Consider the following 24,569-nt stretch of genomic DNA (forward strand, 5'->3'; position numbering starts at 1 on the left):
TCTCAAACGTTGGTCGGAGTCGTCAGTGCCTGGAATGGCGCTTCTTTATCCGTACGCTCTTTGTTGCCCCATGCCGCGACGCCGACTTTCAGCGCGTAGAACAGGATGCTGAACACCACGAACAGGAACAGAATCGTCAGCGTCGCGTTGGTGTAAGCGTTGAAGATCACGTGCTGCATCTGATCCATGGTCTTGGCCGGAGCCAGAATCTGACCCGCATCAGCCGCGGTGCTGTACTTCTTGGCCAGCGCCAGGAAACCTACCGCAGGGTTGCTATCGAACAGCTTGATGAAGCCAGCCGTTACGGTGCAGATCAGCAGCCAGGTAGCTGGCAGCATGGTGACCCAGATGTAACGTTGGCGCTTCATTTTGATCAGCACAACGGTTGCCAGCATCAGCGCGATACCTGCCAGCATCTGGTTAGAGATACCGAACAGAGGCCACAGGGTGTTGATACCACCCAGTGGATCGATCACGCCTTGATACAGCAAGTAACCCCAAAGCGCCACGCAACCACCGGTACCGATGGCGTTGGCAGTCCAGGACTCGGTGCGTTTCAGGGCCGGTACGAAGCTGCCCAACAGGTCTTGCAGCATGAAGCGACCGGCACGTGTACCGGCATCGACCGCGGTCAGAATAAACAGTGCTTCAAACAGGATTGCGAAGTGGTACCAGAACGCCATGGTGCTCGCACCTGGCAAGGCCTGGTGCAGGATCTGCGCGATACCCACCGCCAGCGTCGGCGCACCACCGGCACGTGCCAGTACGGTGTTCTCGCCGATATCTTTAGCAACTGCTGTCAGTTGTTCCGGGGTGATGGCAAAGCCCCAGTTAGTAATCGTCGCGGCAACCGTGACCACATCACTGCCAACGACCGCAGCCGGACTGTTCATGGCGAAGTAGATGCCTGGCTCGATCACCGAAGCAGCAACCATGGCCATGATCGCCACGAAGGACTCCATGAGCATGCCGCCGTAACCGATGTAACGGGCGTTGGTTTCGTTATCCAGCAGCTTCGGCGTGGTCCCGGAAGAGATCAGCGCGTGGAAACCGGACACCGCACCACATGCGATGGTGATGAACAGGAACGGGAACAGTGTGCCCTTCCAGACCGGGCCAGTACCGTCGGTGAACTGGGTCAGCGCAGGCATTTTCAGCTCAGGCGCAAGAACCAGAATACCGATCGCCAGTGCGACGATGGTGCCGATTTTCAGGAAAGTCGACAGGTAGTCGCGTGGCGCCAGCAGCAACCAGACCGGTAGCATGGCAGCGACGAAGCCGTAACCCACCAGCATCCAGGTGATCTGCACGCCAGTGAAGGTGAACAGCGGTGCCCATTCAGGGCTGGCAGCAACATGGCCGCCCGCCCAGATCGACAGCAACAGCAGGACCACACCAATCACCGAGATTTCCCCGATGCGGCCTGGCCGGATGTAGCGCATGTAGATGCCCATGAACATCGCGGTCGGGATCGTCGCCATGACCGTGAACATGCCCCACGGGCTTTCAGCCAGCGCTTTGACCACGATCAGCGCCAGCACCGCAAGGATGATGATCATGATCAGGAAGCAACCGAACAGCGCGATGGTGCCTGGGATACGGCCCATTTCTTCACGCACCATGTCGCCCAGGGAGCGGCCGTTACGGCGTGTGGACAGGAACAGGATCATGAAATCCTGCACCGCGCCCGCCAGAACCACACCGGCGATCAGCCAGAGGGTGCCGGGCAGGTAGCCCATCTGCGCAGCCAGTACCGGCCCGACCAATGGTCCGGCGCCAGCAATCGCGGCGAAGTGGTGACCGAAAAGAATGTGTTTGTTGGTCGGCACGTAGTCCAGACCATCATTGTTGACCACTGCTGGAGTCGCTCGCAGCGGGTCGAGCTGCATGACATGCCGGGCAATGAACAGGCTGTAATAACGATAGGCTACCAGGTAGATGGCGACTGCAGCGACCACGATCCACAAGGCGTTGATTGCTTCTCCGCGGCGCAAGGCCACGACCCCCAGAGCACATGCTCCGATAATTGCAACGATTAGCCAGGGCACATGGCGCATGAGGCTATTATTATTTTTCATTTTTTTATATTCCAGCAGATGACTGAAAGACCAGCTACGCGAGTTTAGCTCTGTCGCAGCGAAAGGCCACCCCAACCAAGGTCTAGAGCGTAAAAGAAACGTTTCACTTAAAAACGGCCATTGAACCTGATCACCAGACGCGGTTCGAAAGGCAGACGAAGTGTAAATCCGGGCCTGAAAGCTATCCGGAAAGCAGGATCAGGACTATCGTCGTTACAGGCGACGCCTTGCCTGGCGTTGAACCGCTGACAGCATGTCAGTCGATTCCAAGAGAAGTGATTCGATGACCGACTCCCACGATGACCGCCGCCGCTTCAAACGCATCGCCTTCGATGCCAAAACCACGCTAAGCCAGGGGGACCGCAACTGGCAGGTTCAACTGGTCGACCTGTCTCTGAAAGGCATGCTGATCGAGCGCCCACAACCGTGGCAGGCCGATACTCATGAGCCATTCCACGCTGACATCAAGTTGAGCAATGAAGTGCATGTGCAAATGGACGTCAGACTGACCCATGATGATAACGGGCAGTTGGGATTTGTCTGTGAGCACATCACGCTCGACTCAATAAGCCACTTGCGACGCCTGATCGAACTGAACCTGGCCGATCATGATGAGCTTGAGCGGGAGTTGGCAGCGCTGATTGAGGTGTAAGGACCTGCATGGTTTTTTAGCTGTAGGAGATCGCCCGCTGTCCCTGGCACCGCGCTGTCTAGCGGCAAACATAGGACCTGTAGGAGCTGCCGAAGGCTGCGATCGCGGTGTATCGGGAGAAATGCTTCGCAGCCTTCGGCAGCTCCTACAGAAAATGCATTTCAATCCAGTAGATTGCATATTGTTTGATGAGCGCGCGCCTACAGGGCCTCTCGAACGTTACTCAAACAACGCATCCAGCGCCTGTTCCAAGCGCGTCACCGCAATAATCTGCAACCCCGGCGGGGCTTCTTTTGGCGCATTGCCTTTGGGCACGATCGCCCGCTTGAAGCCATGTTTGGCCGCTTCTTTGAGGCGCTCCTGGCCACTCGGAACCGGACGCACTTCACCCGACAGCCCCACTTCACCAAACACCAGCAAGTCGTGGGGCAACGGACGGTTACGCAGGCTGGACATCACTGCGGCCATCAACGCCAGGTCCGACGCTGTTTCCAGTACTTTGACGCCCCCCACCACGTTAAGGAAAACATCCTGATCGTGAGTCGGAATACCGCCGTGACGATGCAGGACCGCCAGTAACATTGCCAGACGGTTCTGATCCAGGCCCAGCGTCACCCGCCGCGGATTGGACATATGGCTGTCATCCACCAACGCCTGAACCTCCACCAGCATAGGCCGCGTGCCTTCCCAGGTTGCCATCACCACACTGCCCGGGACTTCTTCCTGGGCGCGTGTCAGGAAAATCGCCGACGGATTAGAGACTTCTTTCAGGCCTTTGTCGGTCATGCCGAACACACCCAGCTCATTGACCGCACCAAAGCGATTTTTCACTGCACGCAGCAACCGCAGACGCCCGTCAGACTCGCCCTCGAAGTAGAGAACCGTATCCACCATGTGCTCAAGCACTCGCGGCCCCGCCAGAGCGCCCTCTTTGGTGACATGGCCGACCAGGAAAATCGCCGTACCGCTTTGCTTCGCGTAACGCACCAGCAAAGCCGCGCTTTCGCGAACTTGCGAAACACCGCCCGGCGCGGACTGTAATTGCTCGGTAAAAATCGTCTGAATCGAATCGATCACCATGACCTTGGGCTTTTCAACCTTGGCGGTGGCAATGATGTTTTCGATACAGGTTTCGGTCATCACCTGAAGCTTGTCCTGAGGCAACCCCAGACGACGGGCGCGCATCGCCACTTGCTGCTGGGATTCTTCCCCGGTGACGTACAGCGCGGGCATGCGTTCGGCAATGTTGCACAGGGTCTGCAGGAGGATGGTCGACTTGCCGATCCCCGGATCGCCACCGATCAGCACCACCGAACCATCGACCAGCCCGCCGCCAAGCACGCGGTCCAGCTCGGCAGAGTTGGTGGAGAAGCGCGGTATTTCCTCGATGCTGACCTCAGCCAGCGTACGGATCTGCGTTTGCTGCCCGGTCCAGCCGGAACGCCCGCTCGGAGGCGCTGCGCTGCCGCTTTCCAGCACGGTTTCAACCAGTGTGTTCCAGGCGCCGCATTCGCTGCACTGCCCGGCCCACTTGGGAAAGGTCGCACCGCACTCTGTGCAGCCATACAAGCGTTTGGCCTTGGCCATGACAACCCCGTCGGTAAAAGTTGGCAATCATAACGCAGCTGCTACCTGTACGTCGGTAAGCCTGCTACATCAGGTTTTTAAGGAATTTCATAAAACTTCGTCAGAAAAGCCCGGTCGATTGCAGGGTGCCCAGCGCAACGCGTGCAGCTGACTTACACTGCACTGGACAATCTCATCAGTTACAAGGAATGACCCATGAGCGTACTAAGCGAGTTCAAAGCCTTTGCCGTCAAAGGTAACGTGGTCGATATGGCCGTCGGTATCATCATTGGTGCGGCATTCGGCAAGATCGTTTCGTCGTTCGTCGGCGATGTCATCATGCCGCCTCTGGGGCTGCTGATCGGCGGTGTGGACTTCAGTGACCTCGCCGTTATTCTCAGACCTGCAGAAGGGGCGGCCCCTGCGGTAGTGCTGGCCTACGGCAAGTTCATCCAGACCGTGATCGACTTCATCATCGTCGCCTTCGCCATCTTCATGGGCGTAAAAGCGATCAATCGCCTCAAACGCGAAGAAGCCAAAGCGCCAACCCTGCCACCGACTCCGACCAAGCAGGAACTGCTGCTGGGCGAGATTCGTGATCTGCTCAAAGAACAGCATCAGCCATCGGCGCCGATCACCGTTGATCCGAAGCATCCGGTTTAACCGGAGAGGTTGGCTCGCTTTTGTGGGAGCGGTGCTTGCCCGCGATAAGGACGCCGCGATTTGACAGTCAAATCACCGGGACTTTATCGCGGGCAAGCACCGCTCCCACAAGAAACAGCACCAAGCCTTCATCCTCTTACCAATAGTTCTCGACAACCACCTGTCCCGGCCGACGCGTCAGGTTCAGGTTCATGTTGCGGGCCTTGAGCAGCGCACGGGTGTCTTCGATCATCTGTGGGTTACCGCAGATCATCACGCGAGACTGCTCAGGATTCAGCGGCAGGCCTGCTGCCTGTTCCAGCTCGCCGTTCTCGATCAACTGCGTGATCCGGCCATTCAGTGCGCCAGGGATCTGCTCGCGTGTGACCACAGGCAGGTAGATCAGCTTGTCGGCATATTCGGCCAGATAATCGCGCTCTGTCAGCCCCGCAATCAACTCCTGGTACGCCAGCTCTTTCTCCTCACGGGTGCTGTACACCAGAACAATCCGCTCGAATTTCTCCCACACCTCGAAATCCTGCAGGATCGACAGAAACGGCGCGACTCCAGTGCCCGTGGATAACAGCCACAGGTCCCGCCCGTCCATAAACCTGTCCACAGTCAGGTAACCCGTCGCCAGTTTTTCGACGAGTAGCGTGTCGCCTTCACGCAGCCGGCTCAACTCGCTCGTAAACTCGCCACCCGGCACCACAATGGAGAAGAACTCCAGAAATTCGTCATGAGGTGAAGAGGCCATTGAATAGGCACGCCAAACGATACTGCCGTCCGGCTTGGTGACCCCCAGACGCGCAAACTGCCCGGCCCGAAAGCGAAAGCCCGGATCGCGGGTCGTTCGCAACGTGAACAGGCTTGGGGTCAACGGCGTGACGTTTAGCAGCGTCTGGCGGGTGTACTTTTCTTCACTGGCGGTCATGGTCGAACCTGACTCCTGCATGTAAACGGATGCGCCCAGTGTCCCGCAAAGTGCAGTGGATAAACACCGCCGGTTTGTAGTGACATCCCTGATTCGTTGCTCTGGTCGCCGTTTAGACTGTTTCATTCTTGGGTCTATAGCGGTGCATTCAAACGCGGGCCGGACGAACCGGGCAAAGCCCGCCGCTGCAACGGCTTGGCGTTGTGACCTGTGATCTGCGGGATAAAACGCCAGTACTCCACCTGTCCGTGATAGCAGCAAGGCAAAGTTGCGGTACGGGATTCTTCCTACACTAGAGAAGTGAGGCAAACGGGAAATAACTGACACAGCACGGAGGCTACAAAATGGGTAGCACGTCTCTTGAGGCCCTGCACAGGTACGGCGTCAAGCCGCTGACTGCGAGGGAAGTCGAAATACTGAAATGGACGGCCGAAGGAAAAACAGCAGGCGACATCGCCATCATTCTGAGTCTGAAGGAGCGTACCGTGCATTTTCATATGGCCAACGCGATTGTAAAAATGGGGGCCTGCAACAAGACAGCGGCAGTGGTACAGGCGGCGCTCAGAGGAATGTTTTGAAGCAACCGCTCACCGACACGTGCCAAGCGACAAAAAGCACGTAAAATCCCCCTCCTCAGCCAGCCCGCTGTCCTGGGCTTAGGTGACCAATCGTCGATTGACCAGAGTTTCCCCGCCCATGCCGTTGCTTGATACTCCATTCGCCCAGCTTGATCTTATCCGCCAACCGGAACAGCAAGATGAACCGCTACAAGCGTTCGACGCTGCTGATGAATATCTGCTCAATTACGTGGCGGAGCATGGCCTGACGCTGCAAAGCAAGGTGCTGGTGCTTAACGACAGTTTCGGCGCGCTGGCAGTCAGCCTTGCTCAGCATGCGACGGTCACCAGCAGCACCGACTCTTATCTGGCGGCTCATGGTTTGCAGAAAAACCTGGTGCGCAATGGCATGGCCTACGATGCGGTAACCCTGGTGCCCGCCAGCAACGCCGCCATTGGCCCTTTCGACTGGGTGCTGATTCGTGTACCAAAAACCCTCGCCTTGCTCGAAGAGCAACTGATTCGCCTGCAAGGCCAATTGGCTCCCGGCGCCCGGGTCGTGGCAGCCGCGATGGTCAAGCACCTGCCTCGCTCGGCCGGTGAGCTCCTGGAAGAGTACGTCGGCCCGGTCAGTGCTTCCCTGGCAGTGAAAAAAGCCAGGCTGCTGTTCGCGACTCCACAACCCAAAGAGCTTGCCTCTTCGCCCTACCCGACCCGCTACACGCTGGATGAACCTGCGATCGAACTGGTGAACCACGCCAACGTGTTCTGCCGTGAGGGTCTGGACATCGGCACCCGTGCATTTCTGCCTTATCTGCCAAGGAATCTGGGCAACGCCCGGGTTGCGGACCTCGGTTGTGGTAATGGCGTATTGGCGATTGCCAGCGCTCTGGCCAACCCTCAAGCGCAGTACACACTGGTTGATGAGTCATACATGGCGGTGCAGTCGGCAGAGCAGAACTGGCGCACTGCACTGGGCGACCGTGAAGTCATCCTGCGCACCGATGACGGCCTGGCAGGTCAGGAACCCGACTCTCTGGACGTAGTGTTATGCAACCCGCCCTTCCACCAACAGCAGGTGGTGGGTGACTTCCTGGCGTGGCGCATGTTCCAGCAGTCTCGTGCCGCACTGGTTCCCGGTGGCGCGTTGTATGTGGTGGGCAATCGTCATCTGGGCTACCACACCAAACTGGCACGGCTGTTTCGTGGCGTAGAGCAAGTCGCTGCAACGCCAAAGTTTGTGATTCTTAAAGCGCGCAAGTAATAACCCCGGGCCCAAACCATACCTCTGTAGGAGCTGCCGAAGGCTGCGAACGCGTTTTGCCTGATAAACCGCAGTTCGCAGCTTTCGGCAGCTCCTACAGGATCAATATCGGGATGGAAAAAAAACCCTCCAAAGGAGGGTTATAAAACCGCGTCGATGGGACGCAGGATGGGATTCGAAATCAGTGGGTCGTCAAACCCGCAGCGTTCATGAACAGCCGCAATACGCTGGCGACGATGAACAGCGCGAACACGCTCGCAGCCCAGATGCCAGCCAACCATGCCAGACGCTGCCACAACGGTTTTTTCAACGCCGGGTCTTGCTCATCATGAAAAGATTCTTTGCCTGACATCGCCAGTCTCTCCTCTACTGATAGCCCCAACGCGGGGCGTCGGGGCAGATATCTGCTAGTGGTAGCCGTCTTCGTGGGTAACCTTGCCGCGGAACACGTAGTAGCTCCAGAAGGTGTAACCCAGGATGAACGGGATGATGAACAGCGTGCCCACCAGCATGAAGCCCTGACTCTGCGGTGGCGACGACGCCTCCCAAATCGAGATCGATGGCGGGATGATGTTTGGCCACAAGCTGATGCCCAGACCGCTGTAGCCAAGGAAAATCAGCAGCAGGGTCAACAGGAACGGCGTGTAGTTAGCGTTGCGGGCCACAGCTTTGAACAAGCCGTACATGGTTACCAGCACCAGAATCGGCACGGGCAGGAACCAGAACAGGTTCGGCAGCGTAAACCAGCGGTTAGCGATGTCGGGGTGAGCCAACGGCGTCCACAGGCTTACCACACCCATCACGACCAGCACCGCGATTGCCAATGGACGAGCCAGATCATGCATGGCTTTTTGCAGTGCACCTTCGGTCTTCATGATCAACCAGGTGCAACCCAGTAGCGCATAAGCCACGATCAATGCAAGGCCGCAGAACATGGAAAACGGGGTGAGCCAATCCAGGCCGCCACCGGCAAACTGACGATCGACAACCGGAATCCCGTCGATGAACGCGCCCAGTGCAACCCCCTGAAAGAACGTCGCTGCCAGTGAGCCGCCGATAAAGGCCTTGTCCCACAGGTGACGTTTCTCATCAGTGGCCTTGAAGCGGAACTCAAACGCCACGCCGCGGAAGATCAGGCCGATCAGCATCAGGATCAACGGCAGGTAAAGCGCCGACAACACCACCGAGTAAGCCAGCGGGAAAGCACCGAACAAACCGGCGCCCCCCAGTACCAGCCAGGTCTCGTTGCCGTCCCAGACCGGAGCGACGGTGTTCATCATCACGTCACGGTCGGTCTTGTCCTTCATGAACGGGAAGAGAATCCCGATCCCGAGGTCGAAGCCGTCCATGACCACGTACATCATCACGCCGAAGATGATGATGATTGCCCAGATAAGTGGAAGATCAATACCCATGACTCAATTCCCCTTATTCAGGCTGTCGTGGTTAAGCGAGTCTTCGTTGCCTTCTTCGGCAGCGGAGAGCGGACGAGCCGGAGTGCGTTGCTGACCTGGGCCACCGGTTGGCTGATGGTCTTCGTGAACCTTCGGCCCTTTGCGTACCAGACGCATCATGTAGCCAAGGCCTGCGCCGAACAGCACGAAATAGACCACGACGAACAACACCAAGGTGATGCTCATCTGCGCAACGCTGTGCCCGGACGACGCATCGGAGGTGCGCATCAGGCCATAGACGACCCAGGGCTGACGGCCGATTTCAGTGGTGAACCAGCCTGCCAGGATCGCTATAAGGCCCGATGGCCCCATCCACAAGGCCAGGTAAAGGAACGCGCGGGATTGATACAGCGTGCCGCGCTTGCGCAGCCACAGGCTCCACAGACCGGTGAAGATCATCAGGAATCCAAGGCCCACCATGACCCGGAACGACCAGAACACGACAGTCGAATTGGGACGGTCTTCAGGCTTGAACTCTTTCAGCGCCGGAACTTGTTTGTCCAGGCTGTGCGTCAGGATCAGGCTGCCCAGGTACGGGATTTCCACCGCGTACTTGGTGCGCTCTTCTTTCATGTCCGGCCAGCCGAACAGGATCAGCGGCGTTGGCTCGTCGCCAACGTTCTCCCAGTGACCTTCAATGGCAGCGATTTTTGCCGGTTGATGCTTGAGAGTATTCAGACCATGGAAGTCACCGACCACTGCCTGCAGTGGCGCGACCAGCAACGCCATCCACATGGCCATCGACAGCATCTTGCGGATCTGCGGCGTGTCGCGACCGCGGAGCAAGTGCCACGCTGCGGACGAACCGACGAAGAATGCGGTCGCCACGAATGCAGCGATGGACATGTGCGCAAGACGGTAAGGGAACGACGGGTTGAACACCACTGCGAACCAGTCGGTAGGGATGACCCGACCGTCGATGATTTCGTAACCCTGCGGAGTCTGCATCCAGCTGTTGGAAGACAGAATCCAGAAGGTCGAGATCAGGGTGCCGATGGCGACCATGACCGTGGAGAAAAAGTGCAGGTTGCGGCCGACGCGGTTCCACCCGAATAGCATCACGCCCAGGAAACCGGCTTCGAGGAAGAACGCCGTGAGCACTTCGTACGTCAGCAGCGGCCCGGTGACCGCCCCGGCAAAGTCGGAGAAGCGGCTCCAGTTCGTACCGAACTGATACGCCATGACCAGACCGGAAACCACGCCCATGCCGAAGTTGACGGCAAAGATCTTCGACCAGAAATGGTAAAGGTCGCGATAAACGTTGTTGTGGGTCTTGAGCCACAGGCCTTCGAGCACGGCCAGGTAACTTGCCAGACCAATGGTGATGGCAGGAAACAGGATGTGGAACGAAATGGTAAACGCGAACTGAATTCGGGCGAGCTCAATTGCATCCAAACCGAACATTAGGTCTTCCTCTATCAGGTGATACGGCCGGCGACCCTGGGGTCAGCAGCCACTGCCCCCCACTGGTAAGGAGCGCGGCAGGTTGAAAACGTTCTGGGCGATGGACGAAAAGGGCTAAGCCCTGTTTTCATTCAGCCCATGTTGCAACCTTGAGTACGTCGAGTCGCCTGCCGTTTCTTTTGCCTTGCGGGCATTGACGCAGATCAACTGACTGTCAAAGAGTAGTCCCATTTGAGCGTTTCGGACGTGTGGTCTTTTGCCGCGTGGCGAGTTGTCTCACTGCTCTAAATCAAGGTGCCACCGGGCCGTCACATCATCTGCAAGCACAATCTCCCTTCACATAAGCGCTGAAAAAATCCGAACTTTGGGATCCAATCTGTCAGGCTTTTCATGCAACTAACTGTTACAAACTGATAATCTGGCGGTTCTCCCCTGCCTGGCTGTTGTTGCTCATGTCGACTCAAGCCCCTGTGTTACTGCGCCACCATCGTCCGTTCGTCGCTTTCTGGTTCGCCCGCATCTTTACCGCCAGCGGTTTTCAAATGCTGACGGTGGCCATTGGCTGGAATCTTTACCAGTTGACCGGCAACGTGCTGGACCTGGGTCTCGTAGGCCTGGTGGAATTCGCGCCTCGTGTGCTGTTCATGCTGCACACCGGGCATGTGGCGGATCGCTACGACCGACGCAAAGTGGCCGCTATCTGCCAGACCGCGCAGGCCTGTATTGCGCTGGCGCTGTTCATTGGCAGCAGCACCGACAGCGTCACACGGGAAATGATCTTCATCCTGGCCTTCGCGCTGGGGGCTTCGCGCTCGTTCGAGATGCCCACGACTCAAGCCTTGCTACCGAGTATCGTGCCGCCTGCACTGTTCCCTCGGGCTGTAGCTGCGGCGCAGTCCGCGCAGCAATCGGCAACCATCGTCGCGCCTGCACTGGGCGGTTTCCTTTATGCCTTTGGCAGCAGTTGGGTGTATGGACCGACGGTACTGCTTTACGTGATTGCCTGTTCGCTGATGCTCAGCCTGCCCGCCCGACAGACGCCGCTGAACAAGAACAAGGCGACGCTGGATTCGCTGCTGGCCGGGATTCGCTTCATCCGCAGCCGCCCGGACGTACTGGGTGCAATCTCGCTGGACCTGTTCGCCGTGCTTCTGGGCGGCGCGACAGCGCTGTTACCGGTCTTTGCCAAAGACATCCTGCTAACCGGGCCATGGGGTCTGGGCATGCTGCGCTCGGCACCGGCGGTCGGTGCGCTGGCGATGTCATTGTGGCTCGCGCACTTCAATGTCGAACGCCATGTAGGGCGCGTGATGTTTACCGCTGTCGGCGTGTTCGGGGTGGCGACCATCGCCTTCGGCCTGTCGACCTCGTTCTGGTTTTCCATGGCGGTGTTGGTGGTGCTTGGCGCAGCGGACATGATCAGCATGGTGATCCGCGCGTCCTTCGTCCAACTGGAAACCCCGGATGAAATGCGTGGCCGGGTCAGCGCGGTCAACGGCCTGTTCATCGGCGCCTCGAATCAGCTCGGCGAGTTTGAATCAGGCCTCACCGCCCACTGGTTCGGCGTGGTCCCGGCGGTGGTCATGGGCGGCGTCGGCACCCTCACGGTCACCGGCATCTGGATAAAGCTGTTCCCGACCCTGGCCAACCGCGACCGCATGCGCGATGTGGTGGCCGAGGCGGAAGAGCAAAACAGCGTACCCACGCGATGAATCTGTAGGAGCTGCCGAAGGCTGCGAAACGGTTTATCTGAACCACCGCGATTCGCAACCTTCGGCAGCGCCTACAAGAGCATCCTGCGCAAGGCGTTGACCAGTCGGTCGTAAGATCGATCCGCTTCAAACGCCTGCCCCTTGGCGCGCAAGTAGCCGTGCACCAGCCCGTCCCCGGCATCAAAAACAGTCGAGACTCCCGCTTCACGAAGACGCTCGTCATAAGCCACGCCGTCGTCACGCAAGGGATCAAACTGCGCAACGCCGATAAATGCCGGGGCAAGCCCGCTGAAATCATCGGCAAGCAAAGGCATGGCATACGCCGACTGAAAATCTTCAGGCCGGCTCAGGTACAGAGCCCAGCAATCGTCCATTTCGGCACTACTCAACAAGGGTGCGTCAGCGCATTCGCTACGTGATGGCAAATCCTCCTCGCCACCCAGTGCCGGATAAATCAGTGCCTGACCTTTGGGCTGTGGATAACTTCCGTCACGCAATGCCAGACACAAGGCCGCAGCAAGATTGCCTCCCGCACTGTCACCCGCGACAGCGACGCGGGAAGCATCAATGCCTAACCAGTCAGCCTGCGCCTGAACCGCATGCCATACCGCCACACAATCCTCAAACGGCGCGGGGAAGGGATGTTCAGGTGCCAACCGGTAATCCACTGCAATCACTACGCACCCCACATCAACCGCCAATGCTGCCGTGATGAAGTCATGGGAATCGAGGCTGCCCACTATCCAGCCGCCGCCGTGCAGGTAGATCACACAGGGGGCGGCTGTTTCCGCGGGCAGATGTGCAGGGCGATAAAGACGAACCGGCACGTCAGACAGCTCGAAGTCCGTTACCTCAAGCCCTGCCGGGCGAGGCGCATCGAATGCCTGGGACATCCGGTTATACGCGGCCCGATGGCCGGTGTAGTCGGATGCTGTAGAGGCCAGGCTCAACGTTTTATCAACAAAGGCTCTGAGCTCTGGCGACAACGGATAGCGATCGTTCATAAGACTGGCCTTCACCCTGTGGGAGCAGAGCTTGCTCGCGATAAGGATATACACGCACCTGCAGCCCTATCGCGGGCAAGCCCCCACAACAAAACCGTTAAGCCTGTTACTTGCTGATCGCCGCCATCACTACCGGCTCAGCATCCTTGCCATCAAACGTAGTGACCCCTGCCAGCCATCTTTTCAGGTCTTGCGGGTTGTCCTTGAGCCACTGTCGGGCAACTTCGTCCGGGGCTTTGCGGTCCATGATTGGCACCATCATCTGACTTTCCTGGGCCGCGGTGAAAGTCAGATTGCTCAGCAACTTGCTGACGTTCGGGCAGCGTTGCGCGTAGTCCGGTGCCGTGACGGTAGACACTGTGGCCGCGCCCTCTCCCGGCCCGAATACATCTTCGCTCCCGGTCAGATACGCCAGCTTCATGTTGATATTCATCGGATGCGGGGTCCAGCCGACAAACACCACCCACTCGCCGCGTTTGACCGCCCGCGCCACCGCCGCGAGCATTCCGGCCTCACCGGACTCCACTAGCTGGAACCCGCCCAAGCCGAATTGATTCTTGTCGATCATGCCCTTGATATTGGCGTTGGCACCGGTCCCTGGCTCAATGCCGTAGATCTTGCCGCCGAGCTTGTCTTTGAATTTTGCGATATCACCAAATGTCTTCAGGCCACCCGCAGCGACATAATCCGGCACTGCCAGGGTAGCCTGAGCATCGCTCATGCTCGGCCTATCAAGCACTTTGACCTGGTTGGCAGCCACAAACGGCGCGATGTTTTTGTCCATCGCGGGCTTCCAGTAACCAAGGAATATGTCGAGTCGATCATCGCGCAAACCGCCGAAAATGATCTGCTGGGCCGCACTGGTCTGCTTGACGTCATACCCCATGTTCTTGAGCAACACTTCAGCGACGGCGCTGGTTGCCACAACGTCAGTCCAGTTGACCACGCCCATACGCACGTTTTGACACTTGGCGGGCTCGGCCGCCAGCAAAGCAGTACTGCTCAGCATCAGTACGCCGCAACTGATGTGACGGATAAATCGGTTCATGCGCGCTTCCTCGGTCGGCAGGTTGTTTTTGATTTTTTGATTTTTCGAACAACTGCGGCCATGCGAATGCGGCACGCGACAACAACTTACCCAGCAGTACGCAGCACAAAACGCACCAGCGCGACCTGTGCTTGCACTCTGGCGACATCCGCCGGTTTTGACCAGAAACCTAACCTGTGGAGACTTTGTGTTGAAGTACTACCCGGCCTCAATGAAGAACCACAAACCCCGTGGGAGCGGATTCATCCGCGAAGACGATGTTTAGATCGACATTCCCATCAACTGACCCACCGCTTTCGCGAATGAATTCGCTCCCACCCTGAACGCGATGGGGAAAATTCCATGTTGGCCCGCAAGCGCCGGTTTCGACCAGAAACCTAACCTGTGGAGACTTTGTGTTGAAGTACTACCCGGCCTCACTGAAGAAACACAACCCCGTGGGAGCGGATTCATCCGCGAAGATGATGTTCAGATCGACATTTCCATCAACTGACCCACCGCTTTCGCGAATGAATTCGCTCCCACCCTGAACGCGATGGGGAAAATTCCATGTTGGCCCGCAAGCGCCGGTTTTGACCAGAAACCTAACCTGTGGAGACTTTGTGTTGAAGTACTACCCGGCCTCACTGAAGAAACACAAACCCCGTGGGAGCGGATTCATCCGCGAAGACGATGTTTAGATCGACATTTCCATCAACTGACCCACCGCTTTCGCGAATGAATTCGCTCCCACCATGAATCCGATGTGGGGAGATTCCATATTGGCCCGCCCGTCGGTTGATCCCCGATATATCGTCAATTTCCAGGATCGCACTGAACCTGTGGGAGCCGAGCTTGCTCGCGATAAACGATAACGCGGTACAACTGAAACCGCGCCGAACTTATCGCGGGCAAGCCTCGCTCCCACAAGTCCAGGCTTAACGAGCCTGCAAGCGGTGCATCAAAAAGGCTACAACACCTTATCCAGCGTAATCGGGAAGTCCCGAACCCGCTTGCCCGTAGCGTGGTAAACCGCGTTGGCCACGGCGGCTGCGACACCCACGATGCCAATTTCACCCACGCCCTTGGAGCCCAGTGCATTCACGACATCGTCGTTTTCTTCGACGAAAATCACATCGATGTCGCCGATATCGGCGTTCACCGGAATGTGATACTCGGCCAGACTGTGATTCATGAAGCGCCCCAGCGTGTGATCGCTCTGCGTCTCTTCCTGCAAGGCCATGCCCAGCCCCCAGACCACGCCGCCGAGGATCTGGCTGCGGGCCATTTTCGGGTTGACCACCCGGCCTGCCGCGACGGCGCTGACCACCCGGCTGACACGAATCGTGCCCAAGTCTTCATCGACCAGCACTTCGACAAATACTGCCGAATGAGTTGCCGTGGCATACGCCTCTCGCTTCGCATCCGGCTCGGCATCGACCTGAACCTGCAGACCTTCAGGCCAACTGCTCAACACTTCACTCAATGCCAACTGATGATCGCCCAACGAAACGCACCCATCCGCGATGGTCATCTGCTCGACGCTGGCGGCATGAAACTTCGCATCAATCTGCCCCGCCGCCACGAACAATTTCTCGCGCAACGCCTTGCTGGCCTGCTGCACAGCAGTACCCACAGAAGACACAGTAAATGAGCCACCTTGCAGGGGTGCCGTCGGCAATGACGAATCGCCAAGCAGGAAGGTCGTATCTTCCACCGACACACCCGCTGCCTCTGCCGCAATCTGAGTCATGACCGTATAAGTGCCGGTGCCAATATCGGTGGTCGCGCTACTGACCGTCAGTTTGCCCTGCGCGTCGATGTGCGCCTTAGCGCTGGCTTTCATCTGCATGGCTTCCCAGACACCACCCGCCATACCCCAACCTATGAGCTGTCGACCTTCGCGCATGCTGCGTGGCTCAGGGTTACGATGCCCCCAGCCAAAACGATCTGCACCTTGGGCGTAGCAGGCACGCAACTGTTTGCTGGAGTACGGCTTGTCTTCATTGCCATTACGCTCGGCATAGTTGGCCAAACGCAGCTGTACCGGGTCCATCGCCAACGCAATTGCCAGTTCGTCCATGGCACATTCCAGGCCTATCAGGCCCAGCGCAGCGCCCGGGGCGCGCATGTCCAGCGGGGTGTATACGTCCAGCGGCGCCAGCTTGTAAGTGAGCTCAACGTTGTCGCACTTATAGAGCATGCCGCTCCACTCCACGACGTGTTCGCTGAAGTCTTCAAAGCGAGACGTCTGGCCGATTGCCTCGTGCCCGACTGCCAGCAACCGACCGTCACCTGTAGCGCCCAGACGCAGGTGCTGCAACGTGCGCGGACGATAGCCAAAGGTGAACATCTGTTGCCGAGTCAGGGTTACGCGCACCGAACGCTTCAGTTCCAGCGCCGCCATCACCGCCAGCGGCAGTTGATACTGCGGACGCAGGCCCGAGCCGAAAGCGCCACCGACAAAGGCCGCCAGCACCTGGATCTTGTCTTTAGCGATACCGAAGACCTTGTGCAGATAGTCCTGGCAGTTTTGCGGGCCTTGAGTCTTGTCGTGAACCTGCAGGCTGCCATCGTCCTTGTAAAAAACCGTCGAGGCATGGGGTTCCATGGGGTTGTGATGTTCAACCGGCGTGCTGTAGTGCACATCGACAGTCGAAGCGGCATTGGCAAACTCAGCCTTAAAGTTACCGCGAGGCTTGGGTAACTCGGCGGGCGCAGCGAAGGCATCCTCCTGCACGACCAACAGATCGGTTTCATGCGCCTCGACCAGATACTCGATCCGCACCAGCGAGCCGGCATAACGCGCCAGCTCAAGGGTCTCGGCAACGACCAGCGCCAACGGCTGACCGCTGTACATCACGCGGTCGTTATACAGCGGACGGAATGGAGAACCGTCAGCGGAGTCCGCGTCTTCGTAATCCTCGTCGTAACTGGCCAGCTTGGGACGGTTCTTGTGATCAAGGACCATCAATACGCCGGGCACCCGCAAGGCCTCGGTAATGTCGATGTGCGTCACACGGCCACGGGCGATGGTGCTGGAAACGACACTGCCGTGCAGCAGGCCGGTTTCCGGGTACTCGCCGGCATAACGCGCCTGGCCTGTGACTTTGAGCTTGCCATCAACCCGGTCCAGCGCTTTGCCCAGTGGCGAAACAGGCGTGTTCATCGGGCGTCTCCTCCTACGGCAGCATCGCTGAGGGCGCGAATGATCGCCCGACGTGCCAGCCTGACTTTAAAGGCGTTGTGCTCCAGTGGTTCAGCGTCAGCCAGCAGAGCGTCTGCGGCGGCGGCGAAGTTCTCGCGGGAGACGGGCTTGCCGATCAGCATTTGCTCGACGACCTTATCGCGCCATGGTTTGTGAGCCACGCCGCCCAGTGCCAGGCGAACATTGCGAATGACGTCGCCATGAAGTTCAAGTGACGCAGCGACTGATATCAACGCAAAGGCGTAGGAAGCCCGATCGCGGATTTTCAGATACTTGCCCTGCCCTGCAAAGCCAGGCGCTGGCAACTCAACGGCAGTAATCAGTTCATCGTCGGCCAACTGGTTATCACGCTGCGGCGCATCGCCAGGCAGGCGGTGGAAATCAGCAAATTCAATGGTGCGCTGACCGGCTCGGCCCTGAACGTGGACCACGGCTTCCAGCGCTGCCAGGGCCACACACATATCCGAAGGATGAGTGGCGACGCATTCATCGCTGGCACCGAGGATCGCGTGAATCCGGTTCAGGCCTTCCCGCGCCGGGCATCCACTGCCGGGCTCACGCTTGTTGCAGGGCACAGTAGAGTCGTAGAAGTAATAGCAGCGAGTACGCTGAAGCAGATTGCCGCCCGTGCTCGCCATGTTGCGCAACTGCGGCGACGCACCGGCCAGTACCGCCTGGGACAGCAATGAATAGCGCTCTTCGATCAGTGGATGCCAGGCCAGATCGGCGTTGCTCACCAAAGCACCAATCATCAGACCACCGTCGGCCGTTTCGCTGATGGTATTCAGTGGCAACCGGGTGATGTCGATCAAATGCTCGGGACGATCGATATTTTCTTTCATCAGGTCGAGCAGATTCGTGCCGCCCGCGATAAACCGGGTCGCTGCGCCGCTCAGGTTAACGGCTTCATTGACACTGGTCGGCCGGCTGTAAGTAAAGGGATTCATCGGCTGCCCCCCGCTTTGTCGAAGCTGGCCATCTGCGGCAACGCTTCTTCCACGGCCGCGAGAATGTTGCTGTATGCGCCGCAACGACACAGATTGCCGCTCATCAGTTCCTGGATCTCTGCGGGGCTTTGAGCCTTGCCCTCGTTGGCCAGGCCTACAGCGGAGCAGATTTGCCCCGGCGTGCAGTAGCCGCACTGGAAGGCGTCATGTTTGATGAAAGCTTGCTGCATCGGGTGCAACTGGTCGCCGTCGGCAAGGCCTTCGATGGTGGTCAACTCGGCGCCATCGCACATGATCGCCAGCGTCAGGCAGGCGTTGATGCGCTTGCCGTCGCGCAACACGGTGCACGCGCCGCACTGACCATGGTCGCAGCCTTTCTTGGTGCCGATCAGATCAAGTTGGTCTCGGAGCAGGTCCAGCAAGGTGGTCCAAGGCTGGACGTTGAGCTGTCGCGGCTGACCGTTGAGAGTCAGGCTTATCGCGTGGCCAGCGAAATCCTGGGGGGTCGGTGAACTCATGGGAACCTCACGGTAGGTACTCGTACAGCGCAGTTTTCTGCGTCTTAAGGGGTACGACTCGCAAGGTTTGGCAATCGTTCAGGGTTTGTTGATGAGTGTGGATTCAGTGGACAGTCACGGGTTTGAACGGCATCTGGGCGATAAACGATGATGCAGAGAGCCTTCTGGCCGCGTCTCATGTATCGCGGGCAAGCACCGCTCCCACAGGATCCACGCCAGCCTGTGAGCCAGGATTCACACAAGAATTTGAGCCTGACGCCGGACCTGTGGGAGATTCTATGTTGGCCTGCAAACACAAATCCGTGGGAGCGAATTCATTCGCGAAGGGGCCGGTACATCCGCAACTGATGTATCGCTTGAAATGCCGCCTTCCTGAATGAAATGGAGCGCCACCCCGGTCGGCCCCACAGGCTCATCATGAACCTGAAACCGTGCGCAAATCCGTGGGAGCGGTGCTTGCCCGCGATGCAGTCGATTTGATCTACAGCGAACCGCTGTCCAGCGCTGTTTCAGAGGAATCTGAAGAATGCCAAAGCACACCACTCGTCGGCAGGCAGTCACAAACACATTCGGCTGGTATGATGCGCGGCTTTTTCCGACCAGCACAAAATCCGCGGGCCGCTTCGGCAGTCTGTGCTTTGCTGTTCTAGTCGATTCATTCACGGCGCAGGCGCGTCACCGGGAGCCAGACATGCTGGAACGGCTGTTTCAACTCAAGGCACACAACACCAACGTGCGCACCGAGATTCTCGCGGGCGTCACGACCTTTCTGGCGATGGCTTACATCCTGTTCGTCAACCCGAGCATCCTCGGCGCAACCGGCATGGACAAGGGCGCGCTGTTCGTCGCCACCTGTCTGGCAGCCGCGATTGGCTCGGCGACCATGGGCATCATTGCCAACTACCCGATCGCGCTTGCGCCGGGCATGGGCCTGAATGCGTTCTTTACCTACACCGTTGTGCTGCACATGGGGCATACCTGGCAGGTCGCACTGGGCGCGGTATTTATTTCGGCCGTGATGTTTTTCATCCTGTCGATCTTTCGCATCCGTGAATGGATCATCAACAGCATCCCGCTGCCGCTGCGCTCGGCGATTGCCGCAGGCATCGGCCTGTTTCTGGCGTTAATCGCCCTGCACAACGCTGGCATCGTGGTCAGCAACCCGGCCACCATGGTCGGCATGGGTGATCTGAAGCAACCGGCACCGGTTCTCGCCACACTGGGCTTCTTCCTGATCGTCGCGCTGGAAAAACTGAACGTTCGTGGCGCCGTGCTGATCGGTATTCTGGCCGTGACCATCGTCTCGATTCTGCTGGGCTTCACGCCATTTGGTGGCGTGGTCTCGATGCCACCTTCGCTGGCGCCGACCTTCCTGCAGCTGGACATCAAGGGCGCCTTTGATGTCGGCCTGATCAGCGTGATCTTCGCCTTCCTGTTCGTCGATCTGTTCGACAACTCCGGCACCCTGATCGGCGTCGCCAAACGCGCCGGGCTGATGGACAAGAACGGCCACATGCCGAAAATGGGCCGTGCGTTGATTGCCGACAGTACTGCCGCCATGGCCGGTTCGCTGCTGGGCACCTCGACCACCACCAGTTATATCGAATCAGCGGCTGGCGTGAGTGCGGGCGGCCGTACCGGTTTGACCGCCATCGTCGTCGCCGTCCTGTTCCTGCTGGCGTTGTTCTTCGCGCCTTTGGCAAGCAGTGTTCCGGCGTTTGCCACAGCTCCTGCGTTGCTGTTCGTTGCAGTGCTGATGACCTCCGGTCTGGCCGAAATCGACTGGGATGATCTGTCGGTTGCAGCGCCTGTCGTGATCACTGCACTGGCGATGCCGTTCACCTATTCCATCGCCAATGGCATCGCCTTTGGTTTCATCGCCTGGACGGGCATCAAATTGTTGTCAGGCCGGTGGCGTGAGCTGAATCCGGCGCTGGTTATCCTGTCGATTCTGTTCGTTATCAAATTGGGTTGGTTCCCTGCATGAGTGCAAGCATTCCTTTCGATCCTGCGAGCTACGACAGTCAGCTCCAGGCCAAAGTCGACCGCCTGCGTGAACTGCTCGCGCCGTTCGACGCGCCCGAGCCTCAAGTCTTCGATTCGCCTACGGCCAACTATCGGCTGCGCGCCGAGTTCCGCCTGTGGCGCGAAGACCAGAAGCGTCACTACGCGATGTTCACACCGGGCGACAACAAGAACCCGATCCTGCTTGATGGTCTGCCTATCGCCAGCCTGCGCATCAACGCCTTGATGCCGGTGCTGCGCGACCGCTGGGAAGCCAGCAAGGTGCTCAACCACAAGCTGTTCCAGGTGGACTTTCTGACCACGCTGGCGGGCGATGCGATGATCACGATGTGTTATCACCGCCCGCTGGACGATGAGTGGATGGCCGAGGCAGAAACGCTTGCCACCGAGCTGGACGTGAGCCTGATTGGCCGCTCCAAAGGCCAGCGTCTGGTGATCGGTCGTGACTACGTGACTGAAGAACTTGAGGTCGCCGGTCGCACCTTTAGTTACCGTCAACCTGAAGGCGCGTTCACTCAGCCAAACGGCACCGTGAACCAGAAGATGCTCGACTGGGCCTACGCCGCGTTGGGTGATCGCGAAGATGATTTGCTGGAGCTGTATTGCGGCAATGGTAACTTCACCCTGCCGCTGGCGACCCGCGTGCGCAAGGTGCTGGCGACCGAGATCAGCAAGACTTCGGTAAACGCGGCATTGAGCAACCTGGCCGACAACGCTGTGGATAACGTCACGCTGGTGCGCTTGTCGGCGGAGGAGCTGACTCAGGCCCTCAATGAAGTGCGTCCGTTCCGCCGTCTGCATGGCGTGGACCTGAAAAGCTACGACTTCGGCAGCGTCTTCGTCGACCCGCCTCGCGCCGGTATGGACCCTGACACGTGTGAGCTGACTCGCCGCTTCGAACGCATCCTGTACATCTCCTGCAACCCGGAAACCCTGGCCGCGAACATCGCCCAACTCAACGACACGCATCGTGTCGAGCGTTGCGCGCTGTTTGATCAGTTTCCGTATACGCACCATATGGAGTCCGGGGTGTTGCTGGTACGCCGCTAATCCTTTCCTCTGGAAACATACCCTGTGGGAGCGAATTCATTCGCGAATACGGTAGAACAGACGATAAACAGGTATCGAATGTACTGGCCTCTTCGCGAATGAATTCGCTCCCACGGGTGTTTTACCTAACCTTCGTTACAACGCCTTTATCTGCCCAATCCCCACAGCCTTAGGCCCCTCACCAATCCCGTTCTCCAGCGGTGCGCCAAATTCATCAAGGCTGATCTGGAAACGATCACCGGGTTGAGTCTTCACGCCATCGGCAAACGACAAAGTTGCGGTGCCAAAATAGTGAATGTGCACATCTCCCGGACGCAGGAACTGCGAGTACTTGAAGTGGTGATACTCAAGGTTCGCCAGGCTGTGGCACATGTTGTCTTCGCCACTCAGGAACTCCTTCTCCCAGAGCACCTGCCCGTCACGCAAAACCCGACTCATGCCGGACAGATGACGCGGTAGTTCGCCAACCCGCAACTCCGGGCCATACGCGCAATAACGGAGTTTGGAATGTGCCAGATACAGATAATTGCGGCGCTCCATGACATGGTCTGAAAACTCGTTACCCAAGGCATAACCCAACCGATACGGCTGGCCGTCGTCGCCGATAACATAGAGTCCGGTCAGCTCCGGTTCCTCGCCCGCATCTTCAGCAAATGACGGCACCGGAAAATCGGCCCCGGGCCGCACAACGATGCTGCCGTCGCCTTTGTAGAACCACTCGGGTTGAGCACCGACCTGACCGGCCGCAGGCTTGCCGCCCTCGATGCCCCACTTGAAGATCTTCATGGTGTCGGTCATGCCCGCTTCGACCTGACCGTCATGCTGATGCATCTTGTCCCGTGCCGAAGCGCTGCCCAAGTGAGTCAGGCCGGTGCCACTGATCAGGCAATGCGCCGGATCTTCATGATCCAGCGGCGGCAGGACTTGCTGGTTTTGCAGCAGAGAGGCGTAAGCCGAACCGGGCTCGGTGCCACGACTGGCCACTTCATCGGCCAGGCTTTTACCGGCGCGAATGGCTGTAAGAGCCAGTTCGCGGGTGCTTTGGGTTTCACGTACGACGTTGACCCGGTCACCGTCGACGACGCCGACCTGGCGTTGACCGGATTGGGTTTCAAATTGGATAAGGCGCATGGTTATCTCCACAGAATTAGATCTGTAGGAGTGAGCTTGCTCGCGATCGGCTGCGCAGCAGTCGTAAACCCTACAATTCGGTTCCGCCTGACACACCACATTTACCGCTTTTGCTGCCGGTTCCCGGCAGATCGCGAGCAAGCTCACTCCTACAATCGAGCATTACTCGATAATGTTGAAATCGCTCAGGTACTCATCGGAGATTTCCAGCCCCAGGCCCGGCTTGTTGTCGTCCAGCTGGATATACCCGTTGACCGGCTGCGGCTCGCCCTTGAACACGTAGTAGAACAACTCGTTACCCACCTCGACGTCGAATACCGGGAAGAACTCGGCCATCGGCGAGGCGGTAGTGGACATGGTCAGGTGATAGTTGTGCATCTGCCCGGCATGGGGGATCACCGGCACTGACCACGCTTCGGCCATGGCGTTGATCTTGCGGGCGGCGGTGATACCACCGACGCGGTTGGTGTCGTACTGAATCACGTCTACAGCGCGGCGCTCCAGCAGATCCTTGAAGCCGTACGAGGTGAATTCGTGCTCGCCGCCGGAGATCGGCATGATGCCCATCTTCTTCAGCTCGATATAACCTTCGATGTCATCAGCGATCACCGGCTCTTCGAGCCAGCGCGGCTCGAACTCTGCCAGTTTCGGCAACATGCGGCGGGCGTATTCCAGGGTCCAGCCCATGTAACACTCAAGCATGATGTCCACGTCCGGGCCCGCCAGGTCGCGCAGGGCCCGCACTTGTTCGATGTTACGGCGCATGCCCGCAGGGCCGTCTTTCGGGCCATAACCGAAGCGCATTTTCAACGCGGTGAAGCCTTGATTCAGGTAACCCTGGGCTTCTTCGAGGAACAGATCCAGGTTGTCGTTGGCATAGAGCTTGGAGGCGTAGGTCCAGATTTTTTCCTTGGTCCGGCCGCCCAGCAGCTTGAAGACCGGCTTGTTCACCGCCTTGCCCATGATGTCCCAGATGGCAATGTCGATGGCCGAGATAGCCGCCATGCCGATACCTTTACGGCCCCAGGCGTGGCTCTGGCGATACATTTTTTGCCAGATGTATTCGTTGTCGAACGGGTCTTCGCCAATGGCGATGGGGGCCAGGTAAGTGTCGATGATTTCTTTGGCCACACGCGGGGCCAAAGCGCAGTTACCGATACCGACGATACCGCTGTCAGTCTCGACTTCGACGACCAGCCAGCCATGGAAACGGAACGAACCCATGGCGTCGCCACGTTCGAAAAGGATATCGCTGGCGTTGGTGCAGAAGTGCGCTTGAGGGGGTACGACTTTGCCTTTCCATTCGAAGACACGGGTACGGATCGCTTTGATTTTCATGGGCTGCTTTTCCTTATGTGCCGGTATGTCCTGCATGGCGCGGGACCGGCTTTTTGTA

The 24,569-nt window shown here is 58.3% G+C and carries 20 protein-coding genes; 7 read left to right on the forward strand and 13 right to left on the reverse strand.

Features of this window, described 5'->3' with window-relative positions; all coding sequences use genetic code 11:
- Nucleotides 1-2: 2 nt before the first annotated feature.
- Complete coding sequence (locus EE949_RS03670) at nucleotides 3-2,078, reverse strand: carbon starvation CstA family protein (protein WP_122662972.1); 2,076 nt, start codon at nucleotides 2,076-2,078, stop codon at nucleotides 3-5.
- Nucleotides 2,079-2,361: 283 nt separating this feature from the next.
- Here EE949_RS03670 and EE949_RS03675 point away from each other — a divergent pair, with 283 nt between their 5' ends.
- A complete protein-coding gene (locus tag EE949_RS03675) occupies nucleotides 2,362-2,730 on the forward strand; it encodes a PilZ domain-containing protein (protein WP_122662974.1) in 369 nt (122 codons plus the stop codon).
- A gap of 219 nt (nucleotides 2,731-2,949) precedes the next feature.
- On the opposite strand, the gene radA is transcribed toward EE949_RS03675, so the two are convergent.
- Nucleotides 2,950-4,317 carry a DNA repair protein RadA gene (radA, locus tag EE949_RS03680; RefSeq protein WP_122662976.1) on the reverse strand — a complete coding sequence of 456 codons (1,368 nt, stop codon included), beginning with the start codon at nucleotides 4,315-4,317 and terminating at the stop codon, nucleotides 2,950-2,952.
- A 195-nt stretch (nucleotides 4,318-4,512) separates the two neighbouring features.
- Here radA and mscL point away from each other — a divergent pair, with 195 nt between their 5' ends.
- Nucleotides 4,513-4,959, forward strand: a complete 447-nt coding sequence (gene mscL / locus EE949_RS03685) for a large-conductance mechanosensitive channel protein MscL (protein WP_087272638.1) — start codon at nucleotides 4,513-4,515, stop codon at nucleotides 4,957-4,959.
- A gap of 136 nt (nucleotides 4,960-5,095) precedes the next feature.
- Here mscL and EE949_RS03690 read toward each other — a convergent pair whose 3' ends face one another.
- Nucleotides 5,096-5,872 (reverse strand): ferredoxin--NADP reductase, encoded by a 777-nt coding sequence (locus EE949_RS03690; RefSeq protein ID WP_122662978.1) that lies wholly within the window; start codon nucleotides 5,870-5,872, stop codon nucleotides 5,096-5,098.
- A 344-nt stretch (nucleotides 5,873-6,216) separates the two neighbouring features.
- On the opposite strand from EE949_RS03690, the gene EE949_RS03695 reads away from it, so the two are divergent.
- Nucleotides 6,217-6,450, forward strand: a complete 234-nt coding sequence (locus tag EE949_RS03695; RefSeq protein WP_122662980.1) for a LuxR C-terminal-related transcriptional regulator — start codon at nucleotides 6,217-6,219, stop codon at nucleotides 6,448-6,450.
- Between the two features lie 118 nt (nucleotides 6,451-6,568).
- A complete protein-coding gene (locus EE949_RS03700) occupies nucleotides 6,569-7,693 on the forward strand; it encodes a methyltransferase (protein WP_122662982.1) in 1,125 nt (374 codons plus the stop codon).
- A gap of 181 nt (nucleotides 7,694-7,874) precedes the next feature.
- On the opposite strand, the gene EE949_RS03705 is transcribed toward EE949_RS03700, so the two are convergent.
- Genes EE949_RS03705 through EE949_RS03715 form a run of 3 tightly spaced genes read right to left on the reverse strand, consistent with a single transcriptional unit; the run spans nucleotide 7,875 to nucleotide 10,551 of the window.
- On the reverse strand, nucleotides 7,875-8,045 hold the full coding sequence (locus EE949_RS03705) for a DUF2474 domain-containing protein (protein WP_087272625.1): 171 nt from the start codon (nucleotides 8,043-8,045) through the stop codon (nucleotides 7,875-7,877).
- 55 nt (nucleotides 8,046-8,100) lie between these two features.
- Nucleotides 8,101-9,108, reverse strand: coding sequence for a cytochrome d ubiquinol oxidase subunit II (cydB, locus tag EE949_RS03710; protein WP_122662984.1), 1,008 nt, complete (start codon nucleotides 9,106-9,108; stop codon nucleotides 8,101-8,103).
- Between the two features lie 3 nt (nucleotides 9,109-9,111).
- Nucleotides 9,112-10,551 carry a cytochrome ubiquinol oxidase subunit I gene (locus EE949_RS03715; protein WP_122662986.1) on the reverse strand — a complete coding sequence of 480 codons (1,440 nt, stop codon included), beginning with the start codon at nucleotides 10,549-10,551 and terminating at the stop codon, nucleotides 9,112-9,114.
- Between the two features lie 452 nt (nucleotides 10,552-11,003).
- Here EE949_RS03715 and EE949_RS03720 point away from each other — a divergent pair, with 452 nt between their 5' ends.
- Complete coding sequence (locus EE949_RS03720; RefSeq protein WP_122662988.1) at nucleotides 11,004-12,263, forward strand: MFS transporter; 1,260 nt, start codon at nucleotides 11,004-11,006, stop codon at nucleotides 12,261-12,263.
- 71 nt (nucleotides 12,264-12,334) lie between these two features.
- On the opposite strand, the gene EE949_RS03725 is transcribed toward EE949_RS03720, so the two are convergent.
- The 5 genes from EE949_RS03725 to EE949_RS03745 form a co-directional block, all read right to left on the reverse strand.
- Nucleotides 12,335-13,267, reverse strand: a complete 933-nt coding sequence (locus EE949_RS03725) for an alpha/beta hydrolase (protein WP_122662990.1) — start codon at nucleotides 13,265-13,267, stop codon at nucleotides 12,335-12,337.
- A gap of 106 nt (nucleotides 13,268-13,373) precedes the next feature.
- The gene (locus EE949_RS03730; protein WP_122662992.1) at nucleotides 13,374-14,315 is read right to left on the reverse strand and encodes a choline ABC transporter substrate-binding protein; all 942 of its coding nucleotides are present in this window, start codon (nucleotides 14,313-14,315) and stop codon (nucleotides 13,374-13,376) included.
- A 949-nt stretch (nucleotides 14,316-15,264) separates the two neighbouring features.
- Complete coding sequence (locus EE949_RS03735) at nucleotides 15,265-17,463, reverse strand: xanthine dehydrogenase family protein molybdopterin-binding subunit (RefSeq protein WP_122662994.1); 2,199 nt, start codon at nucleotides 17,461-17,463, stop codon at nucleotides 15,265-15,267.
- Nucleotides 17,460-18,449 (reverse strand): FAD binding domain-containing protein, encoded by a 990-nt coding sequence (locus EE949_RS03740; RefSeq protein WP_122662997.1) that lies wholly within the window; start codon nucleotides 18,447-18,449, stop codon nucleotides 17,460-17,462. Before EE949_RS03740 ends, EE949_RS03735 begins: the two co-directional genes overlap by 4 nt.
- Entirely contained in the window at nucleotides 18,446-18,967 is a 522-nt protein-coding gene (locus EE949_RS03745; protein ID WP_122662999.1) for a (2Fe-2S)-binding protein, read from the reverse strand. Before EE949_RS03745 ends, EE949_RS03740 begins: the two co-directional genes overlap by 4 nt.
- 691 nt (nucleotides 18,968-19,658) lie before the next feature.
- Here EE949_RS03745 and EE949_RS03750 point away from each other — a divergent pair.
- Complete coding sequence (locus EE949_RS03750; RefSeq protein WP_122663199.1) at nucleotides 19,659-20,954, forward strand: NCS2 family permease; 1,296 nt, start codon at nucleotides 19,659-19,661, stop codon at nucleotides 20,952-20,954.
- Nucleotides 20,951-22,042 (forward strand): tRNA (uridine(54)-C5)-methyltransferase TrmA, encoded by a 1,092-nt coding sequence (trmA, locus tag EE949_RS03755; protein WP_122663002.1) that lies wholly within the window; start codon nucleotides 20,951-20,953, stop codon nucleotides 22,040-22,042. Before EE949_RS03750 ends, trmA begins: the two co-directional genes overlap by 4 nt.
- Before the next feature lie 135 nt (nucleotides 22,043-22,177).
- Here the strand turns inward: trmA and araD1 are convergent, their stop codons facing one another.
- Nucleotides 22,178-23,173 carry an AraD1 family protein gene (araD1, locus tag EE949_RS03760; protein ID WP_122663004.1) on the reverse strand — a complete coding sequence of 332 codons (996 nt, stop codon included), beginning with the start codon at nucleotides 23,171-23,173 and terminating at the stop codon, nucleotides 22,178-22,180.
- Nucleotides 23,174-23,335: 162 nt separating this feature from the next.
- Nucleotides 23,336-24,511, reverse strand: a complete 1,176-nt coding sequence (locus tag EE949_RS03765; protein WP_122663006.1) for an L-rhamnonate dehydratase — start codon at nucleotides 24,509-24,511, stop codon at nucleotides 23,336-23,338.
- Between the last annotated feature and the right edge of the window lie 58 nt (nucleotides 24,512-24,569).

The organism is Pseudomonas viridiflava (assembly GCF_900602065.1).
GTDB lineage: Bacteria > Pseudomonadota > Gammaproteobacteria > Pseudomonadales > Pseudomonadaceae > Aquipseudomonas.